Below are 14,908 nucleotides of genomic sequence, written 5' to 3' on the forward strand. Positions count from 1 at the left end.
CCCGCTTCATGGCCGCTGCGACATCGCGGCCGGAAGGAGCTCGATCTCGGGGGCGGGATATGGGACTTGCGCCAGGACTGCGGTGGATGATCGGCGCGACTCTGCTCGCTGCCGCCGCGCCGACACTCGCGCAATCGCCCGCCACCGGCGGTGCCGGTGGCGGAGGCGATGGCGACATCATCGTCACCGCAACGCGGCAGGAGACCCGGCTGCAGGACACGCCGCTCGCCATTTCTGCCTATACCGCCGCACAGATGGAGGCGAGCGGCACGCGCGACCTGCGCGACATCATGACCTTCACGCCCGGGCTGACGATCGGCACCGGCGAGGGCCAGGGCGCGGTCCCGATCTCGATCCGCGGCGTCGGCCAGAACGATCTCGGCATCGGCGCGGATGCACCGATCGGCATTTATCTCGACGGCGTCTATCTTGCGCGGCCCTATATGAACCTGTTCGACCTCGTCGACGTGGAGCGAATCGAGGTGCTGCGCGGGCCGCAGGGCACACTCTACGGCCGCAACGCCACCGGCGGCGCGATCAACGTCATCACCCGGCGGCCGGAACGCGCGGTGGTGGTGGAGGCGGCCGTGCGCTACGGCAATTATGACTCCTGGGGCGCGCAGGCGCTGGCGATGGCGCCGCTCGGCCCCACGCTTTCAGGCAAGATCGCGATCTCGGCGAGCCATCATGACGGCTATACGAGGCGCATCCCCTCCGGCGACGATCTCGATCCCGAACGCAGCTTTGCGATCCGCGGCGCGTTGCGCTGGCAGCCCGACGACCGGCTCGACGTGCAGTTGAACGCCGATCGCGGCTATCACGACATGCCCGTGGTCGTGCACAACAGCGCCGCCGCCAATTTCGATCCCAGGCGCATCGCGCTGGATGCGACGCCGCGCGAGGATCGCGACTATTGGGGAGTATCGGTCGACGCGACACTCGATCTCCACGCGATCAGCCTCACCACGGTCACCGGCTATCGCGAGGCGAAACTCGCCAACCTGATCGATACCGACGCCAGCGCCGCCAAGCTCGTGCACTTCGGCCAATATGACGAGACCGCACAGTTCAGCCAGGAAGTGCGCGCCCGTTCGGCGGGCGGCGGACGGCTGCAATGGCTGGCCGGGCTCTACCATTTTCGCGAGAATGCCGACACGTTCAGCCCGATCTATCTCGATTTCACGACGATCCTGGGCCTGCCGCTGCCCACCACCCAGCACATCAACGCCTCCAACCGGACCCGCGCCATCGCCGCGTTCGGACAGGCGAGCTACAGCATCACCGACCGGTTGAGCCTGTCAGCAGGGCTGCGCTGGAGCCGTGAGACCAAGAGCTTCACCTTCCTGCAGCAATTCACCGTCGACATTCCGCCGATCTTCAGCTCTTTCCCGCGGTCGCGCCAGAAGACGAGCTGGACGGACCTGTCGCCGCGCATCTTGGTCGACTATCGCCCCAATGATCGGCTGCTGCTCTACGCCAGCTATTCGGAAGGCTTTAAAAGCGGCGGATCGACCTCGGTCAGCCTGATCACCACGCCCCTGCCCAACATCTTCGCGCCCGAGGCGCTGGAGGCGTTCGAAGCAGGGACGAAGGGAGATTGGCTGGATGGGCGGCTACGCGTCTCCGCCACCGCCTTTCACTATGACTATAAAAATCTGCAGGTCCGTACCGCCGACAATCTCGGCTTCCTCGTCGTGCGCAATGCGGCGACCGCCAGCATCGACGGGCTGGAGCTGGAGGTTACCGCACATCCGATGGGGCGCCTCCAGTTCAACGCGGTCGCGGCGCTGCTCGATGCGCGCTACGACCGGTTTGTCGACCCGGTCTCGCTGGTCGATTATTCGGGAGACCGGCTGAACCGCGCGCCCGACGTGAAGATCGCCCTGGGCCTGCAGAACGGCTTCGCACTCGGTGATCGCGGCGAGCTCATGCTGCGCGGCGAGTATGAGTATATGAGCCGGGTCTATCACCAGCCGGGCGAGAACCTCCAATTCTCGAGGGCGCCGACCAACGTCTTCAACGCGCGCATCGCGTTCACCGCGCCCGACCGGCGCTGGTCCGTCGCGCTGTTCGGCAAGAACCTGACGAACGAGCGCTATATCGGCCACGCCTTCGTCGTGCTGGGCGAACCGCGTGCGACGATCACGCCACCGCGGATCTTTGGGATCGAGGTGCGGGCGGCGAATTAGGCTGCCACCTCGACCAAAGTCGAGGTGCGCAAGACCTCCATCCCATGCCCCGAGACCAAGAGGGAAATTGAAGCGCGGCCGAGCGGCCCGCTATAACTTGGCTCCGGGCCAGCAAGAGAGGCTGAACCTTGCCAACACAGCCGACAATCGCGTGCATCGACGATGATCTCTTCGTGCGCGAAGCCCTGGAGGGGCTGCTGCAATCGATCGGCTATACGGTGCTGCTCTTCGCTTCGGCCGAGGAATTCCTTCAATCGCCGGCGCTGCTCCAGCTTTCCTGTTTGATCACCGATATGAAGCTCGGCGGCATATCTGGTCTGCAATTGCTTAGGCAGTTGGCGCATGACGGCCACATCATCCCGACGATCGTCATCACGGCGTTCGGCGACGATCAGATGCGCGAGCAGTCGATGGCGGCGGGCGCGATCGGATTTCTCAACAAACCCATCCACGAGGCGGATCTGCTCGCCTTGCTGAAGACGGCGGCGGATCGCGGCACGCCCTGAACCGGTACGGGCACGGGAGCGCCCGGCAGAAGCGTGAGGCATGTATGAATGATGCACGGATCTTCGCTTTCGGACCGTTCCGGTTGATACCAGAGCGGCAATTGCTGCTCGAGGGCGATACCGCCGTTCGCATCGGCGGGCGCGCGCTGGACCTGCTGATCGCGCTCGTGGAGCGACCGGGCGAGCTGATTTCCAAGCATGAACTGATTGCCTTCGCCTGGCCGACGACGACGGTCGAAGAGAGCAACCTCAAGGTCAACATGGCGGCGCTGCGCCGGGCGCTCAACGACGACGCAGGTGCTGCCCGCTACATCGCCACCGTCGCCGGACGCGGCTATCGCTTCATCGCGCCGATCCGCATGCAGGAGCTGCCCGCCCATCATGACGGCACCGCGCCGCGCCTCCAACCCGCCTGGTACGAACTCGATCAGCCCCGCTTCGTGTCGATCCTCGCACCTGGCAGGGCCGGACAGGATGCGGATGCGCCCCAGACCACGCGCATCCGCTTCGTCGACCTGCCGCCGCTCGCCGAATATGTCGCCGTCCCCGCGCCGGCGCCTACCCTGCCGAGCGCGATCGACGAGCGAGCGATGCCGGCGCCCCAGGTTTCGGCGGCAGCCTGCGATGGCGCGATCGATCTCGGCATCGTACTCGATGGCGAGATCACGCTGATGCTCGACGACGCCAATGTGCCGCTCAAGCCCGGCAGTGTCGTCGTCCAGCGCGGTATCGACCATGCGTGGGCAAACCATTCGGGCAGCCCCTGCCGCATCCTCTTCGTTCGCCTCGACAGCGGGCAGGATATGGGGCGTCTCGGAGCGCTTGGGGGGTGGTGAAGGGGCTCGTCGCCGCACACGCTGCCCCCTCACCCCAGCGGCGGCAGCCCATCCATGATCGCAGTCAGCGCCAGCACCGTTTGTGCCTCCATCGCGCTGTGGCCGGCGTTGGTGATGGCGAAGCTTGCCGGCGTCGCGCCTGCGCCCGCCATCGCCTCGATCAGGCGTGAGGCCTGTGTCAGCGGGCAGACCTGGTCGAAGCGGCCATGGACGATGTGGGTCGGAATCGCCGCGATGCGGCCGATATTATCGATGATTTCGCCGGGTGCCAGGAACAGGTCGTTGGCGAAGAAATGCGCCTCGATCTGCGCGAAGGAGAGCGCGAACGCCGCCTCGCCGAACTTGCCCGGATCATCATCCTGCGGGATCATGTTGGAGATGGTACCTTCCCACACCGACCAGGCTGTCGCCGCCTGCAACTGGCGCAGGCGATCGGCATCGTCGCGCGGGGCCATGTCGAAGATCGCCTTGTAGGCCGCCATCATGTTGCCGCGCTCGGCCGGCGCGATGGTCTCGACGAAGGTCCGCCACTCGTCGGGATAGGCGACATAGCTGCCCGGCGCGGTGATCGAGAAGGGCGCCGCGGCATAGGTTTCGGCATTGCCCTGATACATGTAGAGCAGATCCTCGCGCTCCCCCAGGAAGATGCCGCGCAGCACCAGCGTCGCCACATCCTCAGGATGGCGGATCGCATAGACCAGCGCGAGCGTGCTGCCCCAGCTGCCGCCGAACACATGCATCCGGCCGGTTATGCCCAGCGCGTCGCGCAGCGTGCGGATGTCAGCAACCAGATGATCGGTGGTGTTGCGGGTCAGCGCGACCGCCGGCCCCGCCGCCGCTACGGTCGGCTCGCTCTTGCCGCAGCCGCGCTGGTCGAACAGGATCACGCGGTAGCGCGCGGGATCGAAGAAGCGCGCCATCACCGGCGCGCACGCCCCGCCCGGGCCGCCGTGCAGGAACATCACCGGCTCGCCCGCGGGGTTGCCATATTCTTCCCAGTAGAGCCTGTGGTCGGGCGCATGATCCACCTGCAGTAGGCCGGATCGATTGGCAGTGGCGGCGGGATATCTCCATTCGTCTCGCACCGTGCTTGCCTGCTGGAGCCCTGAGAAATCGATCACGCCCTACCTCGCATCTTCCACCGGCCATGAGCGGCCCATTACGCGAAATAACGCCGTTCCATCGGGGTTGGGAACAGCCCTCTGCTACTCTGCGGCCACGCGCATCACCCAACCGCCGAACGAGGTTTCATGCCCAAGGGATTATTTGTCGCCGCCTCTGATCGCGTCGCGCCTGTCTGCGACCCGGTCATCATCGACGATGGCACCGGCACGCAGCCGGGAAACTACCCGATCGGATAGGATCTCCCTCTCCGCCGTGCGTAGCGATCAGGCCCCACGCCGCCGAGTCGCGCGCGTAGGCCCTGCCCCACCTGAAGCTCCAATCCCACGCCGCCGGCATGTGGCAAAGACAACCGACGATCGCCCGCCTGGTGGAGCCATGGCCAAGCGCGGCGATCGTGGATTGACGAGATGGCACCGGACCTCAGCGGGTGACGGGGCCGCCCGCCTCCGACCTCAGAAGCCGATCCGGCCGCCGCCCGGCTTGAGCGCGACTTCCGCGCCCAAGCGCGCGACGATCGCCTCCGCATCCGTCACGCCGAGGTGGCGGATCTGCCGCCGCACGACCGCAAAGTCGCCCGGCGTCAGGCTGGTCAGGTCCGCCAGCGATGCCGGCGCCGCCATCCCGAAGAAGCGCGCGAACGCCCGTACCGCCCGCGCCGCGCCGAACGGACGCAGATCGAGCTTGAACACGAAGCGCCTGAGCGCCGCCGGATCCAGCCGCGAGGCGTGGTTGGTGGTCGCGACGAAGGGCAGCGGGTGGCGATCGAGCCAGGTCAGCAACTCGTTGACCTGCGTCACCTCCCAGCTCCGCGTCGCGCCGCCCCGATCGTAGAGCAGCGAGTCGACCTCATCGAATAGCAGCACGCCGCCGCGACGCTCGGCTTCGCGGAACGCGCCGGCGATCTGCGCCTCGGTCTCCCCCACCCACTTCGACAGCAGGTCGGAGGCGCGGCGGACGATCAGCGGCCGGTCGATCGCGTGGGCGAGATGATGGCCGAGCGCCGTCTTGCCGGTGCCTGGCGGGCCGGTGAGCAGCAGCGAGAAATCGCTGGGTCCATCGGCCCGCGCGAAGCGGTCGAGCAGGCTCGGCACGTCGAGGTCGGTCTCGAACAGGTCGAGGTCGGCCAGCGGCTCCGCATCCACCACCGGACGCCCGGCGCGCAGCGCGGTCACCAGCGAACGCGCGGAAGCGGTGATGTCTTCCGCCTCGCCCGAGAGCCGGCCGACACGCATCGCGACGCGCGCCACCGTTGCCGCCTCTGGCGCCGCCGCAAGCAGCGGATCGAAGGCCGGCGGCACCGCCACCGCCTCGTCATCGGCGATACGCGCGAGCATCCGCCGCGCCGCCGCCGGGGTCGGCACGTCGAGATGGAGCACGAAGCTCATCCGGCGCAGGATCGCGGGTTCGACATTGCCGATCGCGTTGGTCGTCCAGATCACCGGCACCGCATTGGTTTCAAGCAGACGGTTGATCCAGATCTTCGATCCCTCGCGATCATGGAACCAATCTCCCGGCCCCGGGCTCGCATCGCCGATCATGTCTTCCATCTCGTCGAACAGCAGCAGCGCATCATCGCGGCCATTAAGGACGCGGTGGGCAAGCTGCAGCGCGTTGGCACGGTCCCAGCGGCTGGGTTCCTCGCCATCCTCATCCGCCTCGCCGACGCTGAACAGCGTCGCGCCGGCAGCCGCCGCCAATGTGCGGGCAAGCTCGGTCTTCCCCGTGCCCGCCGGGCCGTGGATGAGGATGTTGACCCCCGCCGCCCGCTCCCGTAGCGCGCCGGCCAGCAACCGCACCAGCCGCGCCGCATCGTCGGCGATGCCGGAGAAATCCTCCAGCCCAAGCCGCGCGGCCTGGCGCAGGCCGACGATCGCCTCGATCAGCCCACCACGATCGGTAACGCCGCGATCGAGCAGGCGCGTCAGTGCCCAGCCGAGATCGAGTTCGGCAGCACCGCCGCGGTTGAGCCGGAAGCGGATGAGGCCGAGGGTGAGTAGCAGGCTCATCCGCAGCCCCTGTTCGGTGTGCCCGGCAATCTCGGCGATCAGCACCGGCATGTCGCGGTGATGCTCGCCGATGCGCCGCGACAGATCGGCAAGGCGCGACACGCGGTCGAGCCCTACCGCCAGTTGAAGCAGCCGCGCATCAGCCTCACCCAGCCGCAGCGCTTCGGCAAGCGCTGCGGCGATGCCTAGCGCGCGCGGCGTTTCGATTCCGGCGGCAGCCGCGGGTTCCGCCTCCAGCGCGGCTATCAGCCGGCGCAAGCCGACCTTGCCCGCCTTGAGTTCGACCCGCACGCCGCGTTCGCCCAGCCAGGCGCGGTTTTCCGTCGCCCATTCGCCAAGCGCGGTGCCCAGCGGCGTCCGCCCCTTCACAGTCTTCAGCCGGAGCAGCACGCTCCGGACGATATCGATCTCTTCCATCTTCATCCCGATCCCGCCCACCGCGCGATCCAAAGGGAGCCATGACAATGGCCCTGTCGACGCACGCAGGCGCCCGATATTCATCGTTCTGGGTGGAATGCCGCGAGCCCATCCGGCCGCGGCGCGGGACGCGCTACGGCTGGAGGCTGACGATCCGGGGCATCACGCCCGCTTTCAGCGTTTCTACCAGCAATCCATATCTCCGATGGCTGCCGGCGATTGGTCCGGCAAGGCGCGGCGCTTTAACCCGAAAGCCGATTAGCTGCAACTGTCGCTTGCCCCGCTTGTGATCGCTACCGCGCTCGATATACGACTGAATATCGAGGTAATTAAGAAGGGTTTGTTCCATGACCATGCGCGCACATCTGCGTTGGCTCATGCTCGCCGGCGCGAGCTTGCTTGGCACCGGCACCGCTTCGGCCCAGACCGCCCCCGCGGATCCGGCGGCGGAAACATCGGGCGGCGTCGCGGACATCACCGTCACCGCCCGCCGCCGCAACGAGGATCTGCAGACGGTGCCGCTCGCGGTCTCGGTGGTTGGCGGCGATCTGCTCGACCAGTCCTACACGATCAACACGCAGGGGCTGACCACATTGGTGCCCGCGCTCAACTATTCGAGCGCCAATCCGCGCAACACCGCCTTCACCATCCGCGGCCTCGGCTCCAGCGTGGTCGCGGTCAGCCAGGCCAATGACGGGCTCGAACCCGGCGTCGGCTTCTATATCGATCAGGTCTATCACGCCCGCCCCGCCACCGCCGCGTTCGACTTTTCGGACATCGAGCAGATCGAGGTGCTGCGCGGGCCGCAAGGCACATTGTTCGGCAAGAACACCACCGCCGGCGCGATCAACATCACGACGCGCGAGCCGAGCTTCACGCCGGGCGCGACCGAGGAGATCAGCGTCGGCGACTATGATTTCGTGCAGGTGAAGGTCTCGGGCACCGGCCCGATCGTCGACGACCGCCTCGCGTTCCGCGTCTCCGGGCTGATGACGCGGCGTGACGGCGTAATCCGCAACAGCGTCACCGGGCGCGACCATAATCGCATCGGCAACCAGGCGGTGCGCGGCCAGTTGCTCTTCACCCCCACCGAGACCTTCCGGCTGCGGCTGACTGCTGACTTCACCAACTTCGAGAGCGACTGCTGCACCCAGGTTCATCTGCGCGTCGGCGAGAGCTTGCGTTCGCCCGCGCGCCAATATCCCGCGCTGGCCGCGGGGCTTGGCTATGCGCCGCCCAGCACCAATGCTTATGACCGGCTGACCGACATAGACGCGCCATTGGGCGTCGACACCAATGAAGGCGGCGTCTCCGCGATTGCCGACTGGACGCTGGGCGGCGCGACGCTCACCTCGGTCAGCGCGTGGCGCTTCTGGAACTGGGATGCCGCCAACGACCGCGACTATACCGGTATCCCGATCCAGCTCACCCAGCACATCCCATCGCGGCAGGACCAGTTCAGCCAGGAACTGCGCCTCGCTTCCAACGGCGACGGGCCGTTCGGCTATATCGCCGGCCTCTATTACTTCCGCCAGCAGATCACCGGCCGGCCGATCAGCATCTATGGCCCGGCGGCGGCCTATTGGCTGATCGGGCCGACGACGGGGGCCAACGCCACGCCGGTGCCCGGCAACCTGCTCGACGGCTATGGGCAGGACGGCCACACCCGCTTCACCACCGACAGCTATGCCGCCTCCGGCGAGGTCAACTGGCGGCCGTTGCCGCGACTGACTCTGACCGCCGGGCTGCGCTACACATATGAGCATAAGGAAGGCGATTACGACACGACGGTGTTCGGCGGGCTGGCGACGAGCAGCACCGCACTGAACAACGCCAAGCTCTCGATCCTGCGCCCGCAATCCTATGCGGCGCGTGACAATGACGGCAGCCTTTCGGGCCGCGGCAACATCGCCTGGCAGTTGACCGACGCGATTCTCGGCTATGCGAGCTATGCGCGCGGCTTCAAATCGGGCGGGATCAACATGTCCGGCCTGCCGCTCGATGCGCAGAACCAGCCGGCGCTGGCGACCGCGGTGGTCGATCCCGAACGCAACACCACCTATGAGGTCGGCCTAAAGACCCGGCTGTTCGACCGCCACCTGGTGCTCAACCTTGCCGGTTACTGGACCGACGTGAAGGATTTCCAGGCGACGATCGTCGACAGCACGCAGACCGTGGCGCTGCGCGGCTATCTCTCCAACATCCCCAAGGTGACGGTGAAGGGCATCGAGGCGGATGCCACCGCGCAGATCGGCCGCCACCTGCAGATCCGCGGCTCACTGGCCTATGCGCATGGCGAATATGCCGATTATCCGGCCGGCCCCTGCCCGCTCGAGCTGCAGGGCAGCGCCACCACCGCCTGCGACCTCACCGGCCGCCGTCTTTCCGGGCTGCCGCGCTGGTCCGAGACGATAGGCGCGGATTATGCGCTGCCGGTGCGCGGCAGCGGCGCGATCGTGCTTCACGCCGATTCGAACTGGCGCAGCGGCTATTATGGCGATCCCAGCCTGTCGCGCTTCACCTTCATCAAGGGCTACAACCTGACCAATGCCAGCATCGGCTACCGCTCCCAAGCGGGCTGGGAAGTGGCGCTGTTCGCGCGCAACCTGTTCGACGAGGACTACATCCAGAACCTGACGATCCAGGCTGGCAATTCGGGGCTGATCCTCGGCACGCCAAGCGATCCGCGGCTGATCGGGGTGACATTCCGGGCGCGGCAGTAAAAGTCGTCCCTTTCCTCCCCCGACACTGCGTGCCGGGGTGGGACATGACTGCTCAGCCCTGCTCGACCCGATAGGCACGCAGGAACAGCATCACCGAGCGGTCGGCATCCGCGACGATCATCTCGGGCGTCGCCTCTTCGATGATGCGCAGCAGGAGTTGCTGGTGGCAGCCCGTCATGCACAGCCCCACCAAGGTGCGCGCGGCGAGCAGCGGATCGTCGCGCAGCAGCAGTCCACGATCCATCGCGTTTTCGAGGAAGGCGGCGAGCAGCGCCTGCATCTTGCGCGGCGCGCGTTCAAAGAAGATGCGACCGACCTCGGGGAAGCGCAGCACCTCCCCAACCACCAGCCGGTGCAACGCGATCGCCTGCGGCGACGTCACCTTCTCGAGGAAGCTGGCGGCGAAGGATCGCAGACTCGTCTCCAGATCGCCGCCGGGTTCGAGCAGCGCCGAAAGCCGCGCACGGAAATCGGAGGCGGCGCGATCGATCACCGCCGAGAACAGATCCTCCTTGGATGGAAAATAATTCCACAAGGTCGCCTTCGACCCGCCTACTTCCGCCGCGACCGCCGACATGCTGGTGCCGGCGTAGCCCTTTTCCAGAAACGAGCGGCTGGCGACCGCGACAATGGCGTCGTGGCGACCCTGGCGCCGCGCCTCCCGCCGATTCGGCCTTTGTGTATGAGACGTTTCCATGACCGTACCGTACAGTACGATTTCTGATTGACAAGACCCATATCGGGGGCGCATTGCCACCCCCGTACCAATCAGTACGGGTTCCCATGAACGCGAGTCGATCCCCCCTTCGTCTTACCGGCGCGCTGGCCGTGGCGCTTGCGCTTGCCGGCTGCGCCTCTGTGCCCGATCTCGGGCCGAAGCCGCAGCCCCGCGCCGCCGGTGACATCGCCGCCACGCGCAGCTTCGTCAGCGCCACCAGCGCCTGGCCCGTCGACCAATGGTGGAGCGCCTATGGCGATCCTCAGCTTGCCGGGCTGATCGATGAAGGGCTGAAGAATTCGCCCGACATGGCCGCTGCCACGGCGCGCTTCCGCCGCGCGCAAGGCCTGGCGCAGCAGGCCGGCGCGCCGCTACTGCCTTCGATCGACGCCAACGGCACCGCCTCGGTCGACAAGCAGAGCTACAATAACGGCATTCCCAAGGAATTCGTGCCCAAGGGCTGGCAGGATCGCGGCGGCGCCTCGATCGGCGCCAATTTCGATCTCGACATCTGGGGCCGCAACCGCGCGTCGCTCGCTGCCGCCACGTCCGAGGCGCGCGCCGCCGAGATCGACGCCCAACAGGCACGGCTGATGCTGACCACCGGGATCGCCGATCTCTATGCCGATCTCGCCCGCCTTCACGCGCTGCGCGACATCAGCCAGCAGACGCTCGACCTGCGTAGCGCGACCAACAAGTTGGTCGCCGATCGCGAACGCAACGGGCTGGATACACGCGGCAGCGTCCGCCAGGCCGACGCCACCGTCGCTTCCGCGCGGGCGGAACTGTCCGCCGCCGACGAGGCGATCGCGCTCCGCCGCAACCAGATCGCCGCGCTGGTCGGCGCCGGTCCCGATCGCGGGCTGGACATCGCACGGCCGCAACTGGGCGCGCTCGCGCCGCGCGGCCTGCCGACCGACGTCACTACGGACCTGATCGGCCGCCGGCCCGACATCGCCGCCGCGCGCGAACGCACCGAGGCGGCGGCGAGCCGGATCAAGGTCGCCCGCGCCGATTTCTTCCCGGCAATCCGGCTGAGCGCGCTGATCGGCGTGCAGTCGCTGGGGCTGAACAATCTGGTCGAAAGCGACTCCACCTATGGCAGTGTCGGCCCCGCGATCAGCCTGCCGATCTTCCGCGGCGGCGCGCTTTCGGGCGCCTATCGCGGCGCGCGCGGCACCTATGACGAGGCCGTCGCCGATTATGACAAGACGGTGCTCACCGCCTATCAGGAAGTGGCGGACGCGCTGACCAGCCAGCGCATGCTCGCGCAGCGGCTGACCGATGCGCGCGCGGCGCAGACCGCCGCCGAGGATGCCTACAACATCGCCCGCCAGCGCTACGAAGGCGGGCTTTCCACCTATATCGACGTGCTGAACGTGGAGGATCGCCTGCTGGTCGTGCGGCAGACGGTCGCGGAGCTCGACGCCCGCGCCTTCGCTCTCGACGTCGCCCTCATCCGCGCGCTCGGCGGCGGTTTCACCACCACGACCGCCGCCGCATTCAAGGAAGATCCGAATGGCTGACGCCGCCCCTTCGCCGCAGACCGCCCCCGATCAAGCCGATGCCGCCGCCGCCGCCGCCGGTCGCGGCGCCACACGGCGCAAATGGCTGATCCGGCTGGCGATCGCCGTCGCCGTCGCCGGGGTCATCTGGGCCGCCTATTATTTCCTGATCGGCCGCAACCATGTCAGCACAGACAATGCCTATGTGAATGCGGAAGTGGCGCAGATCACGCCGCTGCTGTCCGCGCAGGCCGTGGCGGTCGAAGTGTCGGACACGGCGATGGTGAAGCCGGGCCAGGTGCTGGTGCGGCTCGATCCCTCCAACGCGAAGATCGCGGTGGCGCAGGCTGAGGCCGAACTGGCCGAGGCGCGCCGCCGCTTCCGCCAGACCAGCGCGACCAGCACCGCCCTCTCCTCCCAGGTCAAGGCGCGAGGCGCTGACATCGCTCAGGCGCAGGCGCGGCTGGCGACCGCCCGGGCCGATGCTGACAAGGCGCGCATCGACCTGCAGCGCCGCGAACAACTCAAGGACAGCGGCGCGGTTTCGGGCGAGGAACTCACCGCCGCCCGCACTGCCTACGCGGCCGCGCGTGCCGCGCTGCTGCAAGCGCAGGCTGCCGTCGGCCAGGCGCAGTCCGCACGCGGCGCTGCCATCGGCGAACTCGAAGCCAATGACGTGCTGGTGCGCGGCTCCACCGAGGATACCGATCCCGGCGTGCTTGCCGCCAAGGCCAAGCTCGATGCGGCGCGGCTCGACCTCGACCGCACGATCATCCGCGCGCCGATCGCCGGCGTCGTCACCAAGCGGCAGGTGCAGGTCGGCCAGCGCGTGACCCAAGGCACGCCGATCATGACGATCGTTCCGGTCGCCACCGTATATGTCGATGCCAACTTCAAGGAACGCCAGCTCCGCCGCGTGAAGATCGGCATGCCGGCGACGGTGACGGCGGACATCTATGGCGGCGACGTCGAATATCATGGCAAGGTCGTCGGCATCGCCGGGGGCACCGGATCGTCGACGGCGCTGATCCCGGCGCAGAACGCGACCGGCAACTGGATCAAGGTGGTGCAGCGCCTGCCGGTGCGCATCGCACTCGATCCGAAGGAACTTGCCGAACATCCGCTGCGCATCGGCCTTTCCGCCGAAGTCGAGATCGATCTCTCCGAACAGTGAGGCCCGGCCGATGCCCCAGCAGGCAGACAGCTATACGCTGATCGCACCCTCCCGGCGGCTGCTCGCCGGGCTGGTGCTGGCGCTCAGCAACTTCATGGTGGTGCTCGACCTCACCATTGCCAACGTTTCCGTGCCGCATATCGCCGGCAATCTGGGCATCGCGCCCAGCCAGGGCACCTGGGTGATCACGGGCTATGCGGTGGCGGAGGCGATCTGCGTGCCACTGACCGGCTGGCTGGCGCTGCGTTTCGGCACGGTGCGCGTGTTCATCGCCAGCATGATCGGCTTCGGCTTCTTCTCGGTGATGTGCGGGCTTTCGCCGACTCTCGGCATGCTCGTCGCCTGCCGGCTGGGCCAGGGCGTTTGCGGTGGCCCGATCATGCCGATGTCGCAGACTCTGCTGCTGCGCATCTTCCCGCCCGAGGCCCGCGGGAAGGCGATGGGGCTGTGGGCGATGACGACCTTGCTCGGGCCGGCCATGGGGCCGATCATCGGCGGCTACATCAGCGACAATTGGAGCTGGCACTGGATCTTCTTCATCAACCTGCCGGTGGCGGCGATCTGCACGTTCGCGGCGCTCGCGCTGCTCAAGCCTGTAGAGACGGATCGCCAGATCCTGCCGATCGACCGCATCGGGCTGGTGCTGCTGATCTTCTGGATCGGCTGCCTGCAGATCATGCTCGATCTCGGCCGCGAGCATGACTGGTTCGCCGATCCGATGATCCTGACCCTCGCGATCCTGGCGGGCATCGGCTTCCTCGCTTTCATCATCTGGGAGCTGACGGAAGAACATCCGATCGTGGACCTCAGGATCTTTCGACATCGCGGCTTCACGGCGGGGGTCCTCGCACTCGCGCTGTCGTTTGGCGCCTATTTCGCGAGTATCGTGGTGATCCCGCAATGGCTGCAGACCTCGATGGGCTATACCGCGACAATGGCGGGCATCGTCACCGCCTTCACCGCGATGGCGGCGCTCACCACCGCCCCGATCGCGGCGCGATTGGTGGGCAAGGTCGATCCCCGCATCATGGTTTGCGGCGCGGTGTTGTGGCTGGCGATCATGTCGGTGTGGCGCTCGCAATGGACCAGCGGCGCTGATTTTTGGACATTGGTGCTGCCGCAGCTTGTGCAGGGTTTCGCGATGCCCTTCTTCATCGTTCCCCTGACTACGATCACGTTGAGCGCGGTCCGCCCCTCCGAAACGGCATCCGCCGCCGGGCTGCAGAACTTCCTGCGCACGATGGCGATCGCGATCGCGACATCGGTGGTGCTGACCTTCTGGGAAGATGCGCAGAAGGTGTCGCGCAGCGAGATCGTATCGACGCTGCAGCCCGATGCGGTGCAGTCCAGCCTTTCGGGCGCGGGATTCGGGATGGAGCAGATCCGGCAGATCATCTCCAACACCGTCGACCAGGAAGCGACGATGCTGGCGGTGGATCATACCTTCCTGATCAGCGCCTTCGTGCTGCTGTTCGCGGCATCGGTGATCTGGCTTTCGCCGAAGCCGAAACCGAACGTGGATACGTCCGCAGCGCACTAGAGCGTTGTACTGATCCGTTCGCCCTGAGTAGGAACTGAGCCTGGCGAATGCCCGTATCGAAGGGCTTGGCTCCGAGCGTGGCCCTTCGATACGCGTCTTCGGCTTCGCTCAGCCGCTACTCAGGGCGAACGGTTAGATTGCTCCGGCTGCCCCGGTAAACCGGGGGAAC

11 protein-coding genes are annotated in these 14,908 nt (G+C 67.0%); 7 read left to right on the top strand and 4 right to left on the bottom strand.

Features of this window, described 5'->3' with window-relative positions:
* The first annotated feature begins 86 nt into the window (after positions 1 to 86).
* From FHS96_RS14275 to FHS96_RS14285, 3 genes are all read left to right on the top strand, one after another.
* Positions 87 to 2,189 (top strand): TonB-dependent receptor, encoded by a 2,103-nt coding sequence (locus tag FHS96_RS14275; RefSeq protein WP_429592566.1) that lies wholly within the window; start codon positions 87 to 89, stop codon positions 2,187 to 2,189.
* A gap of 128 nt (positions 2,190 to 2,317) precedes the next feature.
* Positions 2,318 to 2,695, top strand: coding sequence for a response regulator transcription factor (locus FHS96_RS14280; protein ID WP_429592569.1), 378 nt, complete (start codon positions 2,318 to 2,320; stop codon positions 2,693 to 2,695).
* Between the two features lie 44 nt (positions 2,696 to 2,739).
* A complete protein-coding gene (locus FHS96_RS14285; protein ID WP_429592572.1) occupies positions 2,740 to 3,531 on the top strand; it encodes a winged helix-turn-helix domain-containing protein in 792 nt (263 codons plus the stop codon).
* Positions 3,532 to 3,560: 29 nt separating this feature from the next.
* Here FHS96_RS14285 and pip read toward each other — a convergent pair whose 3' ends face one another.
* The 3 genes from pip to FHS96_RS14300 form a co-directional block, all read right to left on the bottom strand.
* Positions 3,561 to 4,652, bottom strand: coding sequence for a prolyl aminopeptidase (pip, locus tag FHS96_RS14290; RefSeq protein WP_429592575.1), 1,092 nt, complete (start codon positions 4,650 to 4,652; stop codon positions 3,561 to 3,563).
* Positions 4,653 to 5,108: 456 nt separating this feature from the next.
* Positions 5,109 to 7,079, bottom strand: a complete 1,971-nt coding sequence (locus tag FHS96_RS14295) for an AAA family ATPase (protein ID WP_429592578.1) — start codon at positions 7,077 to 7,079, stop codon at positions 5,109 to 5,111.
* A gap of 133 nt (positions 7,080 to 7,212) precedes the next feature.
* Positions 7,213 to 7,428 carry a hypothetical protein gene (locus FHS96_RS14300; protein ID WP_429592580.1) on the bottom strand — a complete coding sequence of 72 codons (216 nt, stop codon included), beginning with the start codon at positions 7,426 to 7,428 and terminating at the stop codon, positions 7,213 to 7,215.
* A 4-nt stretch (positions 7,429 to 7,432) separates the two neighbouring features.
* Here FHS96_RS14300 and FHS96_RS14305 point away from each other — a divergent pair, with 4 nt between their 5' ends.
* Positions 7,433 to 9,802 (top strand): TonB-dependent receptor, encoded by a 2,370-nt coding sequence (locus tag FHS96_RS14305; RefSeq protein WP_429593068.1) that lies wholly within the window; start codon positions 7,433 to 7,435, stop codon positions 9,800 to 9,802.
* A 52-nt stretch (positions 9,803 to 9,854) separates the two neighbouring features.
* On the opposite strand, the gene FHS96_RS14310 is transcribed toward FHS96_RS14305, so the two are convergent.
* Positions 9,855 to 10,499 carry a TetR/AcrR family transcriptional regulator gene (locus FHS96_RS14310; RefSeq protein ID WP_429592583.1) on the bottom strand — a complete coding sequence of 215 codons (645 nt, stop codon included), beginning with the start codon at positions 10,497 to 10,499 and terminating at the stop codon, positions 9,855 to 9,857.
* Between the two features lie 86 nt (positions 10,500 to 10,585).
* Here FHS96_RS14310 and FHS96_RS14315 point away from each other — a divergent pair, with 86 nt between their 5' ends.
* From FHS96_RS14315 to FHS96_RS14325, 3 genes are read left to right on the top strand one after another with little or no spacing between them, the layout of a single operon-like run.
* The gene (locus tag FHS96_RS14315; protein ID WP_429592586.1) at positions 10,586 to 12,046 is read left to right on the top strand and encodes an efflux transporter outer membrane subunit; all 1,461 of its coding nucleotides are present in this window, start codon (positions 10,586 to 10,588) and stop codon (positions 12,044 to 12,046) included.
* Positions 12,039 to 13,199, top strand: a complete 1,161-nt coding sequence (locus FHS96_RS14320) for an HlyD family secretion protein (RefSeq protein ID WP_429592589.1) — start codon at positions 12,039 to 12,041, stop codon at positions 13,197 to 13,199. Before FHS96_RS14315 ends, FHS96_RS14320 begins: the two co-directional genes overlap by 8 nt.
* A 10-nt stretch (positions 13,200 to 13,209) precedes the next feature.
* Positions 13,210 to 14,739: a DHA2 family efflux MFS transporter permease subunit gene (locus FHS96_RS14325; RefSeq protein WP_429592592.1), complete on the top strand. Its 1,530-nt coding sequence runs from the start codon at positions 13,210 to 13,212 to the stop codon at positions 14,737 to 14,739.
* Positions 14,740 to 14,908 lie beyond the last annotated feature (169 nt).

Source organism: Sphingomonas zeicaulis, assembly GCF_050433225.1.
Classification (GTDB): Bacteria; Pseudomonadota; Alphaproteobacteria; order Sphingomonadales; family Sphingomonadaceae; genus Sphingomonas_D; species Sphingomonas_D zeicaulis.

Coding starts and splice junctions, on each gene's coding strand:
- FHS96_RS14325 (WP_429592592.1), top strand. CDS start 13,210: ATGCCCCAGCAGGCAGACAGCTATACGCTGATCGCACCCTCCCGGCGG.
- FHS96_RS14320 (WP_429592589.1), top strand. CDS start 12,039: ATGGCTGACGCCGCCCCTTCGCCGCAGACCGCCCCCGATCAAGCCGAT.
- FHS96_RS14310 (WP_429592583.1), bottom strand. CDS start 10,499: ATGGAAACGTCTCATACACAAAGGCCGAATCGGCGGGAGGCGCGGCGC.
- FHS96_RS14315 (WP_429592586.1), top strand. CDS start 10,586: ATGAACGCGAGTCGATCCCCCCTTCGTCTTACCGGCGCGCTGGCCGTG.
- FHS96_RS14305 (WP_429593068.1), top strand. CDS start 7,433: ATGCGCGCACATCTGCGTTGGCTCATGCTCGCCGGCGCGAGCTTGCTT.
- FHS96_RS14275 (WP_429592566.1), top strand. CDS start 87: ATGATCGGCGCGACTCTGCTCGCTGCCGCCGCGCCGACACTCGCGCAA.
- FHS96_RS14295 (WP_429592578.1), bottom strand. CDS start 7,079: ATGGAAGAGATCGATATCGTCCGGAGCGTGCTGCTCCGGCTGAAGACT.
- FHS96_RS14285 (WP_429592572.1), top strand. CDS start 2,740: ATGAATGATGCACGGATCTTCGCTTTCGGACCGTTCCGGTTGATACCA.
- FHS96_RS14300 (WP_429592580.1), bottom strand. CDS start 7,428: ATGGAACAAACCCTTCTTAATTACCTCGATATTCAGTCGTATATCGAG.